Origin of the sequence: uncultured Kriegella sp. (genome assembly GCF_963975415.1) — a bacterium.
Taxonomy (GTDB): Bacteria; Bacteroidota; Bacteroidia; order Flavobacteriales; family Flavobacteriaceae; genus Kriegella.
The window spans coordinates 816,289-834,060 of sequence record NZ_CAXBGN010000001.1 but is presented as its reverse complement, the minus strand read 5'-3'; the positions used below and the strand labels follow the sequence as shown (position 1 = coordinate 834,060).

Sequence of the window (17,772 nt, the reverse complement as noted above, 5' to 3'; positions counted from 1 at the left end):
TCAAACTTGAATTATAAAAACTGAAACACTTTAGGTATGAACTGTAGCTTGGTCCGTGGCGGACTTAAAAGAATACCAATAGCCGTTTGGGCGTCGCTCGTGATGGCTTCCTGTGGCTCGAAAACTTCAAAGCAAGCAAATGAAACTATTCAGGAGGTCGACAAACCTAACATCGTCTATATTTTAGCTGATGATATGGGGTACGGCGATTTATCGGCGCTCAATCCAAAATCGGGTATTCAAACTCCTAATATGGATAAGATTATTGAAGAAGGTATGTACTTTACCGATGCACATTCCAATTCAGCGGTTTGCACCCCGACGCGATATGGTATTTTAACAGGGCGCTATGCGTGGCGCAGTCGTTTGAAAGAAGGCGTGTTATGGGGCTATGATCCACCACTTATTGAAGAAGATCGCACAACGGTCGCTTCATTTCTCAGCGATAACGGCTATCAAACTGCCTGTATCGGAAAGTGGCATTTGGGCTTGGGATGGCACTCTAAAAATCCGGAAATGCCCATTGAGAAATATGAATGGGATAGGGTTTTTGAAAAATATGCTGACAGTAATGTCGACTTTAGCAAGCCGGTGAGCGGTCCGAATACCGTAGGTTTTGATTATTCGTATATCATTCCTTCTTCATTGGATATGACACCATACCTTTATCTTGAGAATGAAATGGCGACCGAATTGCCAACCGCCTATACTACAGGTAAAAGTCAGGCTAAGGATGGAAGAGGCGTTTTTTGGCGCGCGGGAGAAGTTGCGCCAAGTTTTGATTTTTATAATGTGCTCGAACATTTGACAGATAAGGCCACTGATTTTATAGAGAAGCAAAAAACAGCAAAAGAACCGTTTTTTCTTTATTTTCCTTTAACCGCACCGCATACCCCGTGGTTACCTAATGCTGAGGTAAATGGAAAATCGCAGGCAGGACGTTATGGCGATTTTGTCACCTTGGTAGATAATACCGTGGGCAAGGTTCTCACAGCTTTAGAACAATCGGGTCAGGCCGAAAACACCTTGATTATTGTCACTTCCGATAATGGGTCGAATTGGACCAAGGAAGACAAAGAACAGTATGCACACCGGGCTAATTATATTTATCGAGGCCAGAAAGCCGATATCTACGAGGGTGGTCATCGCATCCCCTTTATTGTTCGCTGGCCAGGAAAAATAAAGGCAGGGAGCGTTTCCGATCAAGTGACATGTACGACCGATTTACTGGCGACTGTATCAAGTATTGTCGAGAAAGATTTACCCACAGGTGCTGGTGAGGATAGCTATAATATGTTGCCTGCACTTACCGAAAAGGCACAAAAACAGATCCGTGATTACACGGTGCATCATTCTCTTAATGGTTTTTTTGCAATCCGGAAAGGACCGTGGAAACTTACCACTTCGTTGGGGTCGGGAGGCTTTAGTAAACCTGATTTGATAGCACAGGAAGAAGGGCAACCGAACGCAACCTTGTACAATTTGGAGGAAGACCCGCAAGAAACCAACAACCGCTATGAGGAACATCCTGAGGTAGTGGAAGAACTTCTGGCGCTTTTGAACGATGCCAAAAAGTAATGGATTTTAAAGTGTCATGGTATTATATCAGGTAATTTGATTTGCAGGATACGCTAAATAGAACATAAGCATGAAAAAAATACTGGAAATTTCTACTTTTTGCTTTGTAATGATTTTTTTAAACGCTTGCGGAGGCAAGCAGGCAACGAAGAAAGAAGCAGTTGTACATAAAGTGGCCCCCCCCAATATCGTGATTATTTATGCCGATGATATGGGTTATGGTGATCTCAATTGTCAGAATCCAGATTCGAAAATACCAACGCCAAACCTTGATAAGCTGGCTTCGGAAGGCATGCGATTTACCGATGCCCATAGTTCTTCAGGTATTTGCTCTCCAAGCCGTTATGCTTTGTTGACAGGTAAGTATCATTGGCGAAAGCAGCATGGTATAGTACAAGCATTCGGAGAGCCGTTTTTTAATGACACTGACGTGACCCTTCCGCAGGTTCTACAAAAGTCTGGCTATACTACGGCATGTATTGGAAAGTGGCACCTGGGGTGGAACTGGGAATTTAAGAATGAACCTTCGGGAGAGATGATTCGAAGGGATAGACCAGTCAAGTTTTATCAGTCACAAGACATCGATTGGAGCAAACCTATCGCGGGTGGGCCCTTAGACCGGGGGTTTGACTATTATTTCGGTGATGGTACCATAAATTTTCCGCCCTATGCATGGGTAGAAAACGATAGGGTGATTGAATTCCCGACCGTGAATCAAAATATTGAAAATAGCAGCTACGCAACCAAAGAGGGGAACTGGGAATTCCGACCCGGCCCCATGGTTGAAGGTTGGAACCCCTACGACGTTCTGCCTACACTTACAGAAAAAGCTGTTGAATATGTAAATAATCAATCGGAAGACACCCCATTTTTTCTATACTTTGCACTGCCTTCTCCACATGCACCAATTATTCCGAATGACGAATTTATCGGAAAATCAGAGGCTGGAGGCTATGGTGATTTTATGGTACAGACCGATTGGGTGGCCGGACAGGTGTTGAATGCCCTAAAAGAAAAAGGGCTGGACGAAAACACGCTCGTCATCTTTAGCGCCGATAATGGTCCTGAAAAATATGCTTTCGCTCGGGCAGAGAAATATGATCATTATAGTATGGGTGATTTTCGGGGTTTGAAACGTGATGTTTGGGAAGGAGGGCACCACGTACCGTTTATTGTAAAATGGCCAGGGAAGATTAAGGCAGGGTCGGTTTCCGAAGAACTGATTTCCCAAGTCGATATCATGGCAACATTGGCCGCAGCAACAAAAAGTGAGTTGCCAAACGAAGCTGCTCCCGATAGCTACAATTTATTACCTGTTTTTAATGGAGAGAAGTATACTTCACCACTTCGGGAAGCTACGGTACATAACACCTATGAAAATATTTGGGGTTTACGTCAAGGAAAATGGCTTTATATCAGCGCCGCTTCAGGTGAACACAGCAAAATGCCCGATTCATTCAAAAAGCTAAGGGGTTATAAAGATTTTGAAACCGCGGGTTTATTATTTAATATGGAAAATGATCCTGAACAGCGTATAAATCTATATTCCAGTCATCCTGATAAAATAGAAGACATGGCCCATTTGCTACAAAAATATCGTGAACAGGGTTATTCTTCAAAGAATTCCAGAATAGCTGCAAAATAAGTTATATAATAAACGGTAAGCTTTGAAACGCTAACCGACTATTTGTAAAGAGTAAAGAATCGATGACAAAAAACATAATGAATATAACGGTCTTCTTTTTTCTTGTTTCCATTTTTATGTCGTATGATGTTGCGGCCCAGGGGCATATAGAAGAAGTGGGGGCCGAAGATTCAGGCAGGGCGAATTTTATTCTTATCATGGCAGATGATTTGGGGTATGGTGATATTTCGTGTTACGGCAATACTTCTATTAACACCCCGAATATTGATAAGTTGGCTTCTGAAGGAATACGGTTTACCGATTTTCACTCCAATGGAACGGTTTGTAGCCCCACACGCGCTGCTCTGATGACGGGGAAATACCAGCAGCGTACGGGCGTTTCGGGAGTTATCACGGCTGCCAATCATCGTGACGTAGGTTTGGCAATTGATGAGCTTACCTTGGCCGATGAATTAAAGAAATACGGGTATACCTCTGCGATATATGGGAAATGGCACCTGGGGTATGCCCCGGAATTTAACCCAACCTTGCAAGGGTTTGATAATTTTAAGGGGTTTGTGAGCGGCAACGTAGATTTTCATGCCCATATCGATCAAGAGGGATATTCTGACTGGTGGGAGGGTACCGATTTAAGGGATGAAGAAGGGTATACCACAGATCTAATAACCCAATACGGAATAGACTTTATCAAAGAGAACAATCCATCGGAAACAGGAAAACCTTTCTTTTTGTACTTGCCCCATGAAGCGCCACATTATCCATATCAAAAAAGGAACGATGAAGCCGTTCGTAATGTTGGTGTGAGGGGAACGAAGCCAATTCCTCAAGACAGCATTCCCCATGTGTATAAAGAAATGGTCGAGGTGATGGATGAAGGCATTGGGAGAATAATGCAAACACTTAAGGAAACGGGACTTGATCAAAATACCATCGTCATATTTTGTTCCGATAACGGAGCTTCGAAAAATGGAAACAATGGTCATTTAAAAGGGTTTAAGACCGAAGTTTATGAAGGTGGTCATCGTGTGCCGGCGATTGCTTGGTATCCTTCTGAATTTAAAGGGGGTACTATAATCGATGAACCTGTAATGACTATGGACTTTTTACCTACATTTCTTGATTTTATAGGAGAAAAACCAGAAAGCGAAGTAATTGACGGAATAAGTATTAAAAGCCTGCTATTGATGGGGAAATCGCCTCCGAAGCGTGATTTATTCTGGAGTTTTAAGAATGGAAATGCGATTCGCAGTGAAAATTGGAAACTCGTATCCATAGCAGAAGCGGGCACCAAAAAGATTGAATTATACGACTTGTCGGAAGACGTCGGGGAAGAAAATAATATGGCCGTATTAAGACCTGATTTGGTAAATGTGCTACAGCAAAAATTAAAAAATTGGCAAAAGAAAGTTCATGAAGGAGTAGTGGAGGTTTCCAACTAGTCTGCTTCTTCAGTTTAGCTTTTTTAGTAGACTATTCCTCCATAACTGCTATAAGCTCCTCAACTTTTTTTAATCGGGGAACAAATTGGGTTTTAACTCTCCATTTTCCCCAGAAATAAGTGACTACCCCAGTAGCAATTGTAACAATAAATAGTATTGCAATCAATTTGTTGTTAAGTTTTCCTTCTAGTAAAGGGCCAAAAAGAAAGAGTATTACACTGAGTATAGTGGGTAGAATATACCAGTAAATTGCATTGTCTCCCCACTTTTTAAGTAATACTAAATAGTTTCTAGATTCATATAAGTAATCCAAATAACTTTTTTTCAAGTTATTGGGTTTCTTTTTCTTCCACTCCTTGAGTTTAAAAAAATACCAAATACCCCACGTGACAATTAGAATAGATGCAATCTTTGAAAGTACAAAAGGAACGAAATAGATATAAAAAATAAATACGGGTATGGCGATTATCATTGCCCCTTGCTCTATGAGTATACCGCATTTTACTAATTTGTCAAAACGATTCAAACTTGATTGCATATCTAACATCAATCGTGACTTGTCAAATTTAATTTGTTCCTCCATTGGGGAAGATTGCCATATTTTGATCAGTTCATCTTCCATCATGTTGTTTGATTTATACAGTTCAATAATTTTTTCTTGATGCGCTTTACCTTTACTGCCACGTTATTTTCCGTTAGGCCTAAAATTTCTGAAATCTCTTTATACCGAACTTCTTCCAAATAGAGTGTGATGACCGCCTTATCGGCCTCATTCAATTTTTTGATACAGCTTTTGAGATGCGCCAATTTCTCTTGTTGTACATTATTTTCCTTTGTAGGTGTAAATTTGGCTATGGTAATACTGTCCATTTGAATGAACCTTTTTTGTTTTTTGATTTCCTTGGAACGAAAACGAAGGCAAACGTTCAATGTTATTCTGAACATCCAGGTAGCTATTGATGATTTTGCCTCAAAAGTTGGCATTGACCTCCATATTTGTACCAATACCTCTTGAAAAAGATCCTTGGTGTCATCGGTATCTTTGGAATAAACCGAACAGATTCGCAATAGCTTCTGTTGGTTTTGCTCTAAGGCATTTAAAAAGGTTTTTTCAAGTTCGTTGCTCATTGGTCTGGCTTGTTACTATTTATTTAGTTACGCGCATTTCAAAAATATGACAAGGCAGCAGCTAATTTTTAGCTGTGATACTTCCAATTGGAATCAAAGCAGGTGCGGTATCTTATTTTCGATAGTCTATGAAATGAAAGGAGAACGTGCTTTGTTCTTGAGCAAAATAAGTAGTAATTTTTCACGGTAATTCATAAATGGAAAAAATGTGATTAACATAATTTGATTACGACAAGATAAACCAATGATAGCAGCGGAAGCAAAATTAAAGGAACGGATCAAGGAACTTACCTGTCTTTACGAGGTGACTTCAATTATTGTTAATTGTGATTATACCGAAATTCGGGTGGCTCTGGAGGCCATTGCCGCAAGTTTGCAAAAAGCTTGGCAGTACAGTAAAGACACCTATGTCTCTATAGATACGGGAATCTATACCATTACTACGGATAAAAAAAACCTTGACCGGGTGTTCCTCGAGTCGAAAATAACTGTTTTTAATAAGGAAAACGGACAATTGAAAGTTGGGTACCCTTCGCATAAGTATCGGGTCGAAGATTTTTTGGAAGAAGAACAACAGTTGCTTGACAATGTGGCCCTTGAAATAGGTAACCTTCTGGAAAGAAAGGAAATTAAGGAAAACGAAGTATTGATCAAAAGACAGGTCGAGCAGTCCGATCGCTTAAGAATCTTGGGGGAAATTACTGCTGGTATAGCTCATGAAATCAATACGCCATTGGCCAATATATTGGGTTTTACAGAACTTTTGAAAGAGAGTATCCCCTCGGGAAGTCAGGCTTCAAAAGACCTTGAGAAAATAATTAATAGTGCTATTTATTCACGGGAGGTAGTCAAAAAATTGATGTTCTTTGCCTGCGAAATGCCGCAGCAAAAAAATCTGGTCAATATAATTCCGGTGACCCAAGATGCCATTGCCTTGCTCAATGCCCTACTGAAAACCAATAAAGTTGAGTGTTGGTTTACATCGGATCAAGAAGACGTACAGCTCAAAATTGACAAAATTCAGCTGACCCAAGTGCTGTTTAATCTGATCATTAATGCCATATATTTTTCTCCTGAAGGAAGCACGATTACGATTGAAATAATCGACAAGCCCAACCAAGTACTTATTGAAATCACGGATGAGGGATCAGGAATACCTGAGCCTATTCAAGATAAAATTTTTGAGCCATTTTTTACCACAAAACCCTTTGGGGAAGGGTCGGGACTTGGGTTAAGTGTTGTACATGGTATCGTAAAAAGCCATCAAGGAAACATAAGCCATCGACCTAATAATCCCCAAGGCACTATATTTACCCTTACATTTCGAAAACTGTAGCACTTATGGCCTTGAACAAAGAAAATATTTTAATTGTAGATGATGATGTTCATATTTTAGAATTGTTACAGCGCCATTTAAAGTCGCTCGAATATCACACGTACAAGGCCATTTCGGTCAAGCAGGCCTTATATATTTTAAAGGATACCGAAATTGATCTATTGATTACTGATATTCAAATGCCCGAAATAGATGGTCTACAATTATTAAAATATACTGCGGAACATTATCCTCATATTCCAAAATTGGTCATAACCGGCTACCCCTCAATTGATGGGGCCTTGAATGTGATAAAATCGGGTGCTATTGATTATTTGACCAAACCTTTTACCAAGGAAGAATTAAGACAAGCGGTATCAAAATCTTTTGAAACCCGTACGAAAAGAAAGCCTGAGACGAAAAGCAAAGGAGCGCCTCAGAGCCCAATTTATGCCGATATGATCGGACAATCGAAGGCATTCGGTAAAGTTACTGACATCATAGCGCGGGTAAAAGACAATAGGGCAACGGTACTGATACAGGGTGAGAGCGGCACAGGAAAAGAGTTGGTCGCGAGGGCCATTCACTATTCGGGCAAGTTTTCCCGAGCACCTTTTGTTGCTGTAAATTGTGGCGCAATACCCGAAGGGTTGCTCGAGGCCGAACTTTTCGGTTATATGAAAGGAGCTTTTACCGGAGCACATGAAAATAGGAACGGTTTTTTTCAGGCAGCAAACAATGGCACTCTTTTTTTAGATGAGATAGGCAGCGCTTCACTGGCGGTGCAGACCAAATTGCTGCGGGCGCTTCAGGAAAAGAATATAACCAAAGTGGGGTCACAAAAAACCGAAAAATTAGACCTTCGAATTATAGCTGCAACAAACAATGATTTGTTGGAAAGTATCAGCGATAAATCGTTTCGCGAAGATCTGTATTATCGATTGACCGTTGTTCAAATCAATGTGCCGCCCCTTAGGGAAAGAAAGTCCGATATTCCATTATTGGTCGACCGGTTTATAAAAAAATACGGCGTGGAGTACAAAGATCGTATTTTGCAGGTTACTCCCGAGACTATAAAAGTGTTGCAACGGTATGACTGGCCCGGAAATATTAGGGAGCTGGAAAACGTGATACAACGTGCGGTTATTATGAGTGATGGTAAAATTGATGTAAAGGACCTTCCCGAGGGCCTGAAATTTAAAATTGAGTTTCCCGAAAACTCATTTGCCTCCTTAAAGGAAATGGAAAAAGAATATATTCAGCGTGTGCTCTCCGCCACGGATAATAATAAGACAAAGGCCGCCGAAATTTTACAGATAGACCGTAAGACACTTCGTGAAAAATTAAAATAATCTACCGGGGTGAAAATCTCCGACCGGGTAAAATCTCCTCACTTTATTTATCGATGTTTTTGCTTGATAAGCAATAATGATTTGATAGTAAGTTAATTGTGAATTTCTGTTCTTAATTGCAGTTTTTAGGCACGCTACTTGCCATAGAAAGATTATGAGTAAAATTATTATTCTTTTAGCTTGTACTTAAGGGGATTGTGATATGAAATACGGCAGTTTGATATTTGAAAAAAAAGACTATGTGGAAACGAAGCGGTTGCTTTACTTCGGGAAATACTATGAAGATTATGCCCATAAGCATTCTCTTGATAAATTAAAGGAAAACCTAGACACGGCGCTGGTTTGCAATGAGGCTGAAATGCCCGATGATGTGGTGCGCCTACATTCAAAGGTGACCTTAGCTTCTAAAACCGGGTGGCACAGAAATGTTGAATTGGTGACCCCTTCGGAATATGGAATGGAGGGCGGCCAAATCTCTGTTTTTTCTGCTCTGGGCTCTTCTATTGTAGGACTTGCCAAAGGCGATGAAGTACCCCATGGCTTTCCATTGGGAGTAGAATCTCTTGAGATTCTAGATGTCGAGCAGCCCATTCTTTCAAATAACCCGTAACCTGAAAAAGAAGTTTAGTTAGTTTGGTTGTTTGATCCGCTCGGCCTTTCGGTCCAATGGCTTTCCGTAGCTATGAAACGTCGAGTGGATTTTAATAAACATTCCAAATAAAAAATCGGATTCCCACTAAGACAAATGTTGAAACGAAAATTTCTTGCGCATCATCAATTCATAGGGCGATATCGCTTTGATCTTGGGCGTTAACAAATACGAGCTATTTTTTAGAAACTAGGTTAAGATTTAAAAAGAAAAAGTGATGGAAGAACAAAATAGAAGCATATGTGTCACGTGCTATAATCAATCGTTCTGTGTGCTTACGACCGATAAGAGTGACATCACATCTTGTAGTGAATATGAAAATACCGTCGAATTCAATTTTGAGCCGAAGAAACGATTTGACAAACTAAAAAAAGTCGGAACACGAAATTCGCACATGACTTGGAAACAATTTGCTTAATACAAAGCTATGATAACAAAAACACTGAAAAAGCGGCTTAAACGCAAGCAGGGGATGTTGGATAATGTGATGCGCCAGTTTGACAATGCTGCTGACATTATAGACTTGAATCCCAATATTCGTAAGATTCTGGAAGTGACGAACAATGAACTCGTGGTACACTTTCCCGTTCGTATGGATGATGGTGAGGTCGAAGTTTTTAAGGGGTACAGAGTGCAACATAATAATGCGCTTGGCCCTTATAAAGGGGGCTTACGCTATCACCCGACCGTTGATATCGACGCAGCTAAGGCTTTGGCCATGTGGATGACATGGAAAACATCATTGGCAGGTTTGCCCTATGGTGGTGCCAAAGGAGGCATTCAACTGGATCCTTTCAAATATTCCCAAGCTGAACTTGAGCGTATTACTCGAAGGTTTACGTATGCCTTGGGCGACAATATTGGTCCTGAACTCGATATTCCGGCTCCTGATGTAAATACCAATGCGCAGACTATGGCGTGGATCTTAGATACGTTCATGTCTACGAAAGCTCCTGCGGAGCGCTCTAAAAATATGCATGTGGTCACAGGGAAACCCATAGGGGCGGGCGGTTCTTATGGAAGGGACAGGGCCACTGGGTATGGGGTGTTCCTTAGTATAAAATTTTGGGCCGAACATAAGAGAGTTGATTTGAAAGATAAGAAGTTTGTCGTTCAAGGTTTTGGCAACGTAGGCTATTGGGCCGCTCATTTTTTAGAAAAAGCAGGGGCATCCCTGGTAGCCGTACAAGATGCTTATGGTAGTATCGTCAATGACAATGGAATTGGGGTAGAAGCACTCTTTGCTTATGCCCACGGCAATAAAAATGGCATTGTCGGTTTTTCAAATACCAGGCCTATCGATAATTCTGAATTCTTTGCATTGGATTGTGATATCTGTATTCCTGCTGCTCTCGGCAACCAGATTACTGCCGAGAACGCACCAAAAGTGAAAGCATATTTAATAGCAGAAGGTGCCAACGGACCGACAGATGTAGAAGCTGAGAAAATACTTTTGGAGAATGGTGTTGAAATCATTCCGGATATTCTTTGCAATTCAGGGGGTGTTATTGGTAGTTATTTTGAATGGTTGCAAAACCGAAACGGGGAAATTTGGCAGCTGGAGGAAGTGATGGAGAAACTCGAAAAAAAACTTCGAACATCATTCGACAAGGTCAGGGAAATTTCAGATGAGCGAAAGGTAGACATGCGAACGGCTGCTTTTATGATCGCAATTGAGCGACTAGAGCAAGCTTACAAGCAACGCGGCATTTTTCCATAGGATTTTAAGGGAGAAAAAATGCTTTCAACTGTAAAAGCGACTTAAAAAAGAAGAACGAATATTTCAAGATGTATTGTGATGGGTTTCTGATAATCATAGAATATTTTGAAGTGGATAGGGCCCTACAAGGGAAATCAAATAATCAGGGGTTGAACAATGAAAATAAAAAATATGAAGTACGGTAGTTTAGTCATAGAAAAAAGGGAATATGTAGTACTAAAAAAACTAATGAACCTTTCAGGGTACTATAAAGATGCCACGCTGGCAAAATCAGTTAGAAAGTTGGTCGGAGAGCTTGACGCTGCCCAAATATTGGATGAAAACGAAATGCCTGACGACGTAATTCGGTTTAATTCGATTATAAGAATTATTTCAGATAAGGGCTGGGAAAAAAGTTTCCAGTTGGTAATGCCTACGGAAAGTGATGTGCGAAATAATAAAATTTCAATATTGACACCTATGGGAGCTGCTGTTATGGGCTATGCCGAGGGCGATACTGTTATATGGGAGTTTCCATTAGGAGAACAAAAACTGACGATTCAAAGTGTAGAACAGCAGAACAAACATATAAACGTAAATATGGTCTTATGAGTAATTCAAAACTTTTTTACCACCACGAGTCCGACAGTCGAATCATGCTTAAAAAAGATAATGCGGAACTTAACGATTGGGCCGAGAATCTTGAATACATAAGTGAAGAACTTGAGTATTTCTCCGAAATCGAAGACCGTATTTTGAACGATTCGAATTTATATTTGCTGTTACAGGAAATACGTCGGGAGAATACCTTGATAACGGGAAGGGTATACCGGTATGAAACCTCGATGCGAAATGCGGCCGAATGTGATAATATGGCCTGTGATTCCTACTACCTTCACAATCACGAGAAGCATAGAGAACTTTATAGAGAGCACCTTAAGAAGTACAGGGTTTTAAAAAAGAAGATGTTATCCAAGATTTTGTTGTTGGCAAAATGATAGACTTTGACTTGACAATTTTTAATGTAGTAACCTTTTTGTTTCTTACCTTAAATTGAGAAGTAGGTAAGTCCCGACGGCTGCTACGAGTTATATCGTTGTTGGTCAGAGATTATATGGAGTGCCGTATCCCCGGTTTTATTCTAAATTATCCGATGCCTGAATCAATTGAGCACTTAAATCAGGTTTTTCCATGGCTTCATCCAAGGGGTACATCGGTCTTTTTATTTGTTTATGATTCAAGCGTTCGAGGTCTTGATCAACCCCGCCCGGGGTTAAGGCCATTACCCAATCTCCCCTTATGTCGTAAAGTTCAGGAACGAGATAACCAATTTTAACGACCACGACATCGGCTTGCCTTGGGTTTAGGTTAAGGTCGGTAAAATCTTTTAAGTGGTGGTAAGGCTTACGTTTTTCGGTCACGATTACGTTGACACTTCCAATCTTTACGACCACTTCTACTTCGGCATCTCGGTCGCCTTCCTTAATAGCGGTAACAGTTCCGTTTAATTGTAATGGGGGAGCAAAGCGGTCATCGACCTTGGCCCCTGCCATAGCAGAAACTTTTCCGCCGACGCCGACTTTTTGAGCTGCAGCCACTAACTCAGGACCTGGAATCGAGGCGTAAATCAATGTTGGGCCATCTTCCGATTTAAATTCTGGCCGAGCAAGTATTTCTTTTAATGTCCAAGTTACATCACCAGCACCTCCAGCTGTAGGGTTATCCCCCATGTCACTGATTATAAAAGGTTGTTTTTTGCTGTTTAGCGCCATTTTTATACTCTTGTCCAGCGTGGCGACCGGGGCAACGAATTCGAACTCTCGGCGTACCTCCCAAAATGCCTCAGCCAATTTTTCGGCACCAGAAACCACTTTTTCCTTATCGTCACCAGTAACCATTACAACTGCATGGTTTCTGGGTTCATCGGCCCAAGCGTAACCGATCCATATTGCCGCATCGATAACACCTTTTTGGTTGGCGACCGATGGAACCTTTGCGTACAAACTTTTTCCAGGTTCAATTCGGGTACTTGTTTTTTCACCAGGCAATAGGATAGGAACTGGTATCCAGGCTTTGTATTTTGGTTTCCCCATGTTGTTTTCCAAACGATCCAATAAGTTGGTGATAGCCCGTTCTTTCGATTCTAAAGCATCTTCATGTGGTGCCATACGGTAACAAGTAATCAAATCGGTATGTTGTGCTAAACGTTCCGATACGTTGCCGTGTAGATCCATAGAGGTAGAGATCAGTACTTCCGGGCCCACCACTTCCCGAATACGTTTGATCAAGTCGCCTTCGGCATCTTCAAGTCCGACAACACTCATTGCACCATGGATGTCGAAAAAAAGGCCGTCATAGGGTCCGTCTGCCTTTAGCATTTTTAGGGTTTTTTCGACCATTGACTCATAGGCCTCCCTGGTAACGATACCACCTGGTAATGATTTGCCCAGCAGGGTTGGTATCCATTCTGCTCTTTTTCGAACATCGGAATCATCGGCAAAAAAGGGATAGCGCCCAAAAATCGAATCCCCGATCCGGGCATGAAAGGCTTCTTCATGCGTTTGGGCAGGAGAAAAGGTACTCGATTCTATACCCAGGCCTGCTATGGCGATTCGAGGAAGTGTTTTTTGAGTTTCAACATTCTTGCTATTTTGTTTACAACTTAAAAAAAGAAGTATTACCAAAAAACTATAAAACAATCTCTTCATATAGGAAATATTAGGTGTTTGAAAAAAACACGTTTTGTACGCTTATGGCCTAAAATTAGGTAATTCAAGAACTAATTCAAGGTTTTAAAATCTGAAAAGGCAGTTTGAGATAAAAACTGCTGCCTGAATACTATTCTTGTAAAAAAGAGTGGTTAAAAATGGTAATGTTGCAATACCAACCAATCGAAGACGCTCTTCACCTTGAGCTTATAGCTGTTTTATTTCATAAACTTAATTTATTATCACAGCCCCCTACCATTTTTCCCCCAGTGGAAATGTTTACTTTTGAATTTCAAAATATTGAAAATTTGAAAAACGGTAAGATTAAAAATATCAAAAAGCAATTATTATCCGATAATTGGTATACCCTCAACAAGTTTACTTTTGATTATCAAAAGGAAGATGGCAGTTGGGAAACGCAACAGCGTGAAGCCTACGACAGGGGCAATGGGGCAGCTATTCTTTTGTACAACAAGAAGAAAGGTACAGTGGTTTTGACCCGACAATTTCGTATGCCCACCTATGTCAATGGTAATGAAGATGGAATGATGATCGAAGTATGTGCGGGACTCTTAGACGGAGACAACCCTGAAGATTGTATTAGAAAAGAGGTGGAAGAAGAGACTGGATATCAAATTAATGATGTGAAAAAAGTTTATGAATCCTATATGTCGCCAGGTTCTGTCACCGAAATTTTACATCTTTTCATAGGTGTTTATGAAGACAGAATGAAAGTAGGAGAGGGTGGCGGAGCCGACGATGAGACCGAAAATATAGAAGTCTTGGAATACTCCTTTGAAAAAGCCCTGAAGTTAATTGCCGAAGGCGAAATAAAGGATGCCAAGACGATTATGTTATTGCAGTATGCGGCAATAAATAGGGTTTTTAACTAATGGCATTATGGTGATTCCTCCAGAGACGGATGCCGATACAATCTGTTGAACCTGGCGCAATGCTCAATATATAGCTTTTCACAACTTCGGGTTCCATTTAATATTACCAAAAACTTGTGATACCTTCTGTTTTTTACCGAAACCTACTCTTTCTTTGTATACACCACTTGTCCATCAAAAATAGTCATCTCGATTTCGGTTTTTAGAAAGTCCACTTCCGGTATGGTCATTATATCTTGGCTATAAATGGTAAAATCGGCAAGCTTTCCAGGGGTAATGGAACCTTTAATATCTTCTTCAAAAGCGCCATAGGCCGCATCTAAGGTGTAAGATTTCAAGGCCTGTTCCCGCGTCATTTTTTGATCAGGTTCATAGCCTCCTTGAGGAGTACCTTTTAAAGTTTTTCTACTAATACTGGCGTACAAGCTGGCAATCGGGTTTAAGGGTTCGACGGGTACATCGGTACCATTGATCACTGGTATCCCGCTTTTCAATAATGCCTGCCACATATAGGCTCCTTCCTTAATCCGATTTTCACCTAAACGGTCGATGGCCCAAGGTCGATCAGAAGATAAATGTATCGCTTGCATGGCAGGAATCACCCCTAGAGCTGCAAAACGGGTAATATCAGCGGCATTTAAATGTTGGGCATGTTCGATTCGAAACCGATGGTCGCTGGTCAGCCCGGGCAATTCGGCAAATGCAGATTCATAATTGTCGAGTACCTCTCTGTTGGCTCGATCACCAATGGCATGCGAGCAAACTTGAAACCCGTGTCTTAATCCATTGAGGGCGGTTTCTTTTACGACTTCCATAGGGAGGGTTTCGTGGCCAAAATGACCGGGTCTATCGGAATAGGGTTCTAAAAGCCATGCCCCTCGAGAGCCTAAGGCCCCATCGCAGCTTAATTTTATGGCACGAACGGTTAATAAATGGTGAGAATCAATTAACGGTCCTTTTTCATACCATTCACTAATCAGTGCTTTGTCCCACCCGCCCAACATCGCATACAATCGGACATTCATTTTGTTCGCCGTCTTCATTTGGTCGTAAAGTGCAAGGGTCTCTCGACCAATACCGGCATCATGAAAGCCAGTAATACCATTTTGATGGCAAGCGGCAATCGCCAATTCAAAAGCTTTGGTATTTTTTTCGGGCGTGCTCTCGGGAATATATTTTCCAATTAAACTTATAGCCTCCTCGGTAAAAATTCCTGTGGGCCTTCCCAACGCATCACGCATGACTTCACCACCTTCGATTTCAAGTTTGTCAATACCATCTTTGGGTAAAAGTTCAATGCCTGCGATATCCATAGCTTTGGCATTGACAAAACCTGCATGGCCACTGGCATGACTTAAATATACGGGATTATCAGGCGAGATCTCACTGAGGCGATAATGCGTCTGAAAGCCTTTAACTATGTCTTCGGGCATTTCTGTCCATTTACTTTGGTGCCAACCTCGACCGATAATCCATTCACCAGGTGCCGCGGTTTTGACGCTCTCCGTTACGGCATCTATGATTTCTTGATAACTTGTGGTATGCGCAAGGTCTAGATTCAAATTATTGTATCCCAGTCCCATAAAATGACCGTGTCCCTCAATAAGCCCCGGAGTCATAGTCTTGCCCTCTAAATCGATTACTTGAGTTGCTTCATTTTCAAATGCCCGGGCTTCGGAAAGGCTGCCGGCAAAGAGAATTTTGTTGTCTTTTGTGGCGACAGCTTCAACGGTCGCCTGCGTAGAATCGACCGTATAAATAGGCCCTCCATAGATGAGTAAGGTGGCAGATTCTTTTTTTGGGGTCGAACATGCAGTCAATAGAAGGAAGATGAGGGCTGAATTCCAGAAAACGGATTTATTTAAACACATAGGCAATTATTTGAATTTCTGAATATACAATTATTATTACCTAGGGCGCTTCACAGCTATCGCTTGCCTTGGTTTCTTGTGCAATAATTAGTAATTATCCCTGATTTCTTCAAAAATAGCCTGCATTCGCCGTTTTTCTTCTGAAGAAGGATGTAGAAAATGGTTATTCATAAAACTGAATATTAGTGTTTTACCAGATTTGGTCAATAAATAACCACTGACACAATGATTGTTGCCCAAGCTTCCCGTCTTTGCATAAACATAAGGGTCTGGGTTACCCGGATACCAATTTTTTAAGGTTCCTGAAACGCCACCTGCCGGAAACAAAGCGAAGAGGCGTTCCCTCGAAACTTCATCGTATATTTTTGTAAGTACATGTACCAATGAACTGGGAGAGAAGAGGTTGTATCGTGATAATCCTGATCCATCTACCCATCTTGGGGGTTGTTGTAGATCGTATAGGTGATTTTTCAAGATATAGTCTCTACTCTTTTGACTGTTGAGGGTATCCGATAGGCTAGCGGAAGCAACCAGTAATAACTGCTCGGCAAGAAAGTTATCGCTCTCTTGCATCATTCTTTTGTATACCGAATCGGAAGGTACGCTGTACAATACTTTTCGCTCTCCGTCGGGCAATTTTTTAGCTAAGGACAAGTTATTTTTGACGACCTTTTGTAGCAACGATAGGGTCAATGATGTATCTACAATAAAGGGAACTTCTAGAGTGTCCTTCCTTGAAGCAGCGAAATAGAATCGATTTTCAGACTGCTCTCGATTGGCGGAGTAGTGTATTGGAGTCACATGACTTTTTAGATATTCGGGCTGTGCTACCAAATTTTCTTGATTGAAGAGCGTGAGTACATTTCCATATAAGGGTAATGCACTGCGTTCGGCAGAATAGTACCATTCATAATCGCCCCATGACCAACCAGGTCCAAACTTTTTTTCTTGGGAATTCGTAAGGTTTATGGCAATATTGGGGTGCTGATTTAAAAAGTGTATTGCCGTACTATCTTTAAAATAAGAATGTAATAGGGTTGGGTCACCGGTGCCTTCGACGTAAAGGGTGTCGTTTTTATTTACGTATTTTAAGGAAGGCATTTTTTCAGGCAGTAATTGTAAGGCGGTATAAAGCGTAAAGATTTTAGTATTACTGGCCGGGGTGAAATATCTATCACTATTGTAATCGAACAACGTATCTTTTGTCTTTGCGTCTACAGCTAGGAAACCTGTAAATTGGTTCGTATAGAATTTGGAATTCAGCGTATCGGCTATTTCTTTGCTGATTTTCTTTTTTATACTAACGCAACTTGATAAGGTAAACAGAACCAATATATTACATAAAAAAAATCTCATAAATTCTAAATTACAGGATTCACATATTACCTGAATTTCGTACAATTTAACACGAATTTATCTAATTTTTAACGACATAAGGCAATATCATTTACCTTTTGATGTTTAACTTTACCATAATTAAACAACTAATAAAAAC

Annotated in this window: 16 protein-coding genes; 11 read left to right on the top strand and 5 right to left on the bottom strand. The window is 40.9% G+C overall.

What is annotated here, in order from left to right:
• Positions 1 to 36 precede the first annotated feature (36 nt).
• The 3 genes from AACZ88_RS03465 (at position 37) to AACZ88_RS03455 (ending at position 4,662) form a co-directional block, all read left to right on the top strand.
• On the top strand, positions 37 to 1,578 hold the full coding sequence (locus AACZ88_RS03465; RefSeq protein ID WP_339706218.1) for an arylsulfatase: 1,542 nt from the start codon (positions 37 to 39) through the stop codon (positions 1,576 to 1,578).
• A 70-nt stretch (positions 1,579 to 1,648) separates the two neighbouring features.
• Complete coding sequence (locus AACZ88_RS03460; protein WP_339706215.1) at positions 1,649 to 3,223, top strand: arylsulfatase; 1,575 nt, start codon at positions 1,649 to 1,651, stop codon at positions 3,221 to 3,223.
• A 62-nt stretch (positions 3,224 to 3,285) separates the two neighbouring features.
• A complete protein-coding gene (locus AACZ88_RS03455; RefSeq protein WP_339706212.1) occupies positions 3,286 to 4,662 on the top strand; it encodes a sulfatase-like hydrolase/transferase in 1,377 nt (458 codons plus the stop codon).
• Between the two features lie 31 nt (positions 4,663 to 4,693).
• Here AACZ88_RS03455 and AACZ88_RS03450 read toward each other — a convergent pair whose 3' ends face one another.
• Positions 4,694 to 5,287, bottom strand: a complete 594-nt coding sequence (locus tag AACZ88_RS03450; RefSeq protein WP_339706209.1) for a hypothetical protein — start codon at positions 5,285 to 5,287, stop codon at positions 4,694 to 4,696.
• Positions 5,284 to 5,790: an RNA polymerase sigma factor gene (locus AACZ88_RS03445; protein ID WP_339706206.1), complete on the bottom strand. Its 507-nt coding sequence runs from the start codon at positions 5,788 to 5,790 to the stop codon at positions 5,284 to 5,286. The genes AACZ88_RS03450 and AACZ88_RS03445 overlap by 4 nt, the downstream gene beginning before the upstream one ends.
• Before the next feature lie 244 nt (positions 5,791 to 6,034).
• Between AACZ88_RS03445 and AACZ88_RS03440 the strand changes: the two genes are divergently transcribed.
• From AACZ88_RS03440 to AACZ88_RS03410, 7 genes are all read left to right on the top strand, one after another.
• Entirely contained in the window at positions 6,035 to 7,126 is a 1,092-nt protein-coding gene (locus AACZ88_RS03440; RefSeq protein WP_339706203.1) for a HAMP domain-containing sensor histidine kinase, read from the top strand.
• 5 nt (positions 7,127 to 7,131) lie between these two features.
• Positions 7,132 to 8,457 (top strand): sigma-54 dependent transcriptional regulator, encoded by a 1,326-nt coding sequence (locus AACZ88_RS03435; RefSeq protein WP_339706200.1) that lies wholly within the window; start codon positions 7,132 to 7,134, stop codon positions 8,455 to 8,457.
• Positions 8,458 to 8,659: 202 nt separating this feature from the next.
• Positions 8,660 to 9,067 (top strand): GreA/GreB family elongation factor, encoded by a 408-nt coding sequence (locus AACZ88_RS03430; RefSeq protein WP_339706197.1) that lies wholly within the window; start codon positions 8,660 to 8,662, stop codon positions 9,065 to 9,067.
• 256 nt (positions 9,068 to 9,323) lie between these two features.
• Entirely contained in the window at positions 9,324 to 9,524 is a 201-nt protein-coding gene (locus tag AACZ88_RS03425) for a hypothetical protein (protein WP_339706194.1), read from the top strand.
• Positions 9,525 to 9,533: 9 nt separating this feature from the next.
• A complete protein-coding gene (locus tag AACZ88_RS03420; protein WP_339706191.1) occupies positions 9,534 to 10,826 on the top strand; it encodes a Glu/Leu/Phe/Val dehydrogenase in 1,293 nt (430 codons plus the stop codon).
• Between the two features lie 171 nt (positions 10,827 to 10,997).
• Positions 10,998 to 11,417 (top strand): GreA/GreB family elongation factor, encoded by a 420-nt coding sequence (locus AACZ88_RS03415; RefSeq protein ID WP_339706188.1) that lies wholly within the window; start codon positions 10,998 to 11,000, stop codon positions 11,415 to 11,417.
• Complete coding sequence (locus AACZ88_RS03410) at positions 11,414 to 11,803, top strand: hypothetical protein (protein ID WP_339706185.1); 390 nt, start codon at positions 11,414 to 11,416, stop codon at positions 11,801 to 11,803. The genes AACZ88_RS03415 and AACZ88_RS03410 overlap by 4 nt, the downstream gene beginning before the upstream one ends.
• Positions 11,804 to 11,941: 138 nt before the next feature.
• Here the strand turns inward: AACZ88_RS03410 and AACZ88_RS03405 are convergent, their stop codons facing one another.
• Entirely contained in the window at positions 11,942 to 13,513 is a 1,572-nt protein-coding gene (locus AACZ88_RS03405) for a M81 family metallopeptidase (RefSeq protein ID WP_339706182.1), read from the bottom strand.
• Positions 13,514 to 13,821: 308 nt separating this feature from the next.
• Between AACZ88_RS03405 and nudK the strand changes: the two genes are divergently transcribed.
• Positions 13,822 to 14,406, top strand: a complete 585-nt coding sequence (nudK, locus tag AACZ88_RS03400; RefSeq protein ID WP_339706179.1) for a GDP-mannose pyrophosphatase NudK — start codon at positions 13,822 to 13,824, stop codon at positions 14,404 to 14,406.
• A gap of 143 nt (positions 14,407 to 14,549) precedes the next feature.
• On the opposite strand, the gene AACZ88_RS03395 is transcribed toward nudK, so the two are convergent.
• Together AACZ88_RS03395 and AACZ88_RS03390 are read right to left on the bottom strand one after the other, a co-directional pair.
• On the bottom strand, positions 14,550 to 16,277 hold the full coding sequence (locus AACZ88_RS03395; RefSeq protein ID WP_339706177.1) for an amidohydrolase: 1,728 nt from the start codon (positions 16,275 to 16,277) through the stop codon (positions 14,550 to 14,552).
• 87 nt (positions 16,278 to 16,364) lie between these two features.
• The gene (locus AACZ88_RS03390; RefSeq protein WP_339706175.1) at positions 16,365 to 17,633 is read right to left on the bottom strand and encodes a D-alanyl-D-alanine carboxypeptidase; all 1,269 of its coding nucleotides are present in this window, start codon (positions 17,631 to 17,633) and stop codon (positions 16,365 to 16,367) included.
• Between the last annotated feature and the right edge of the window lie 139 nt (positions 17,634 to 17,772).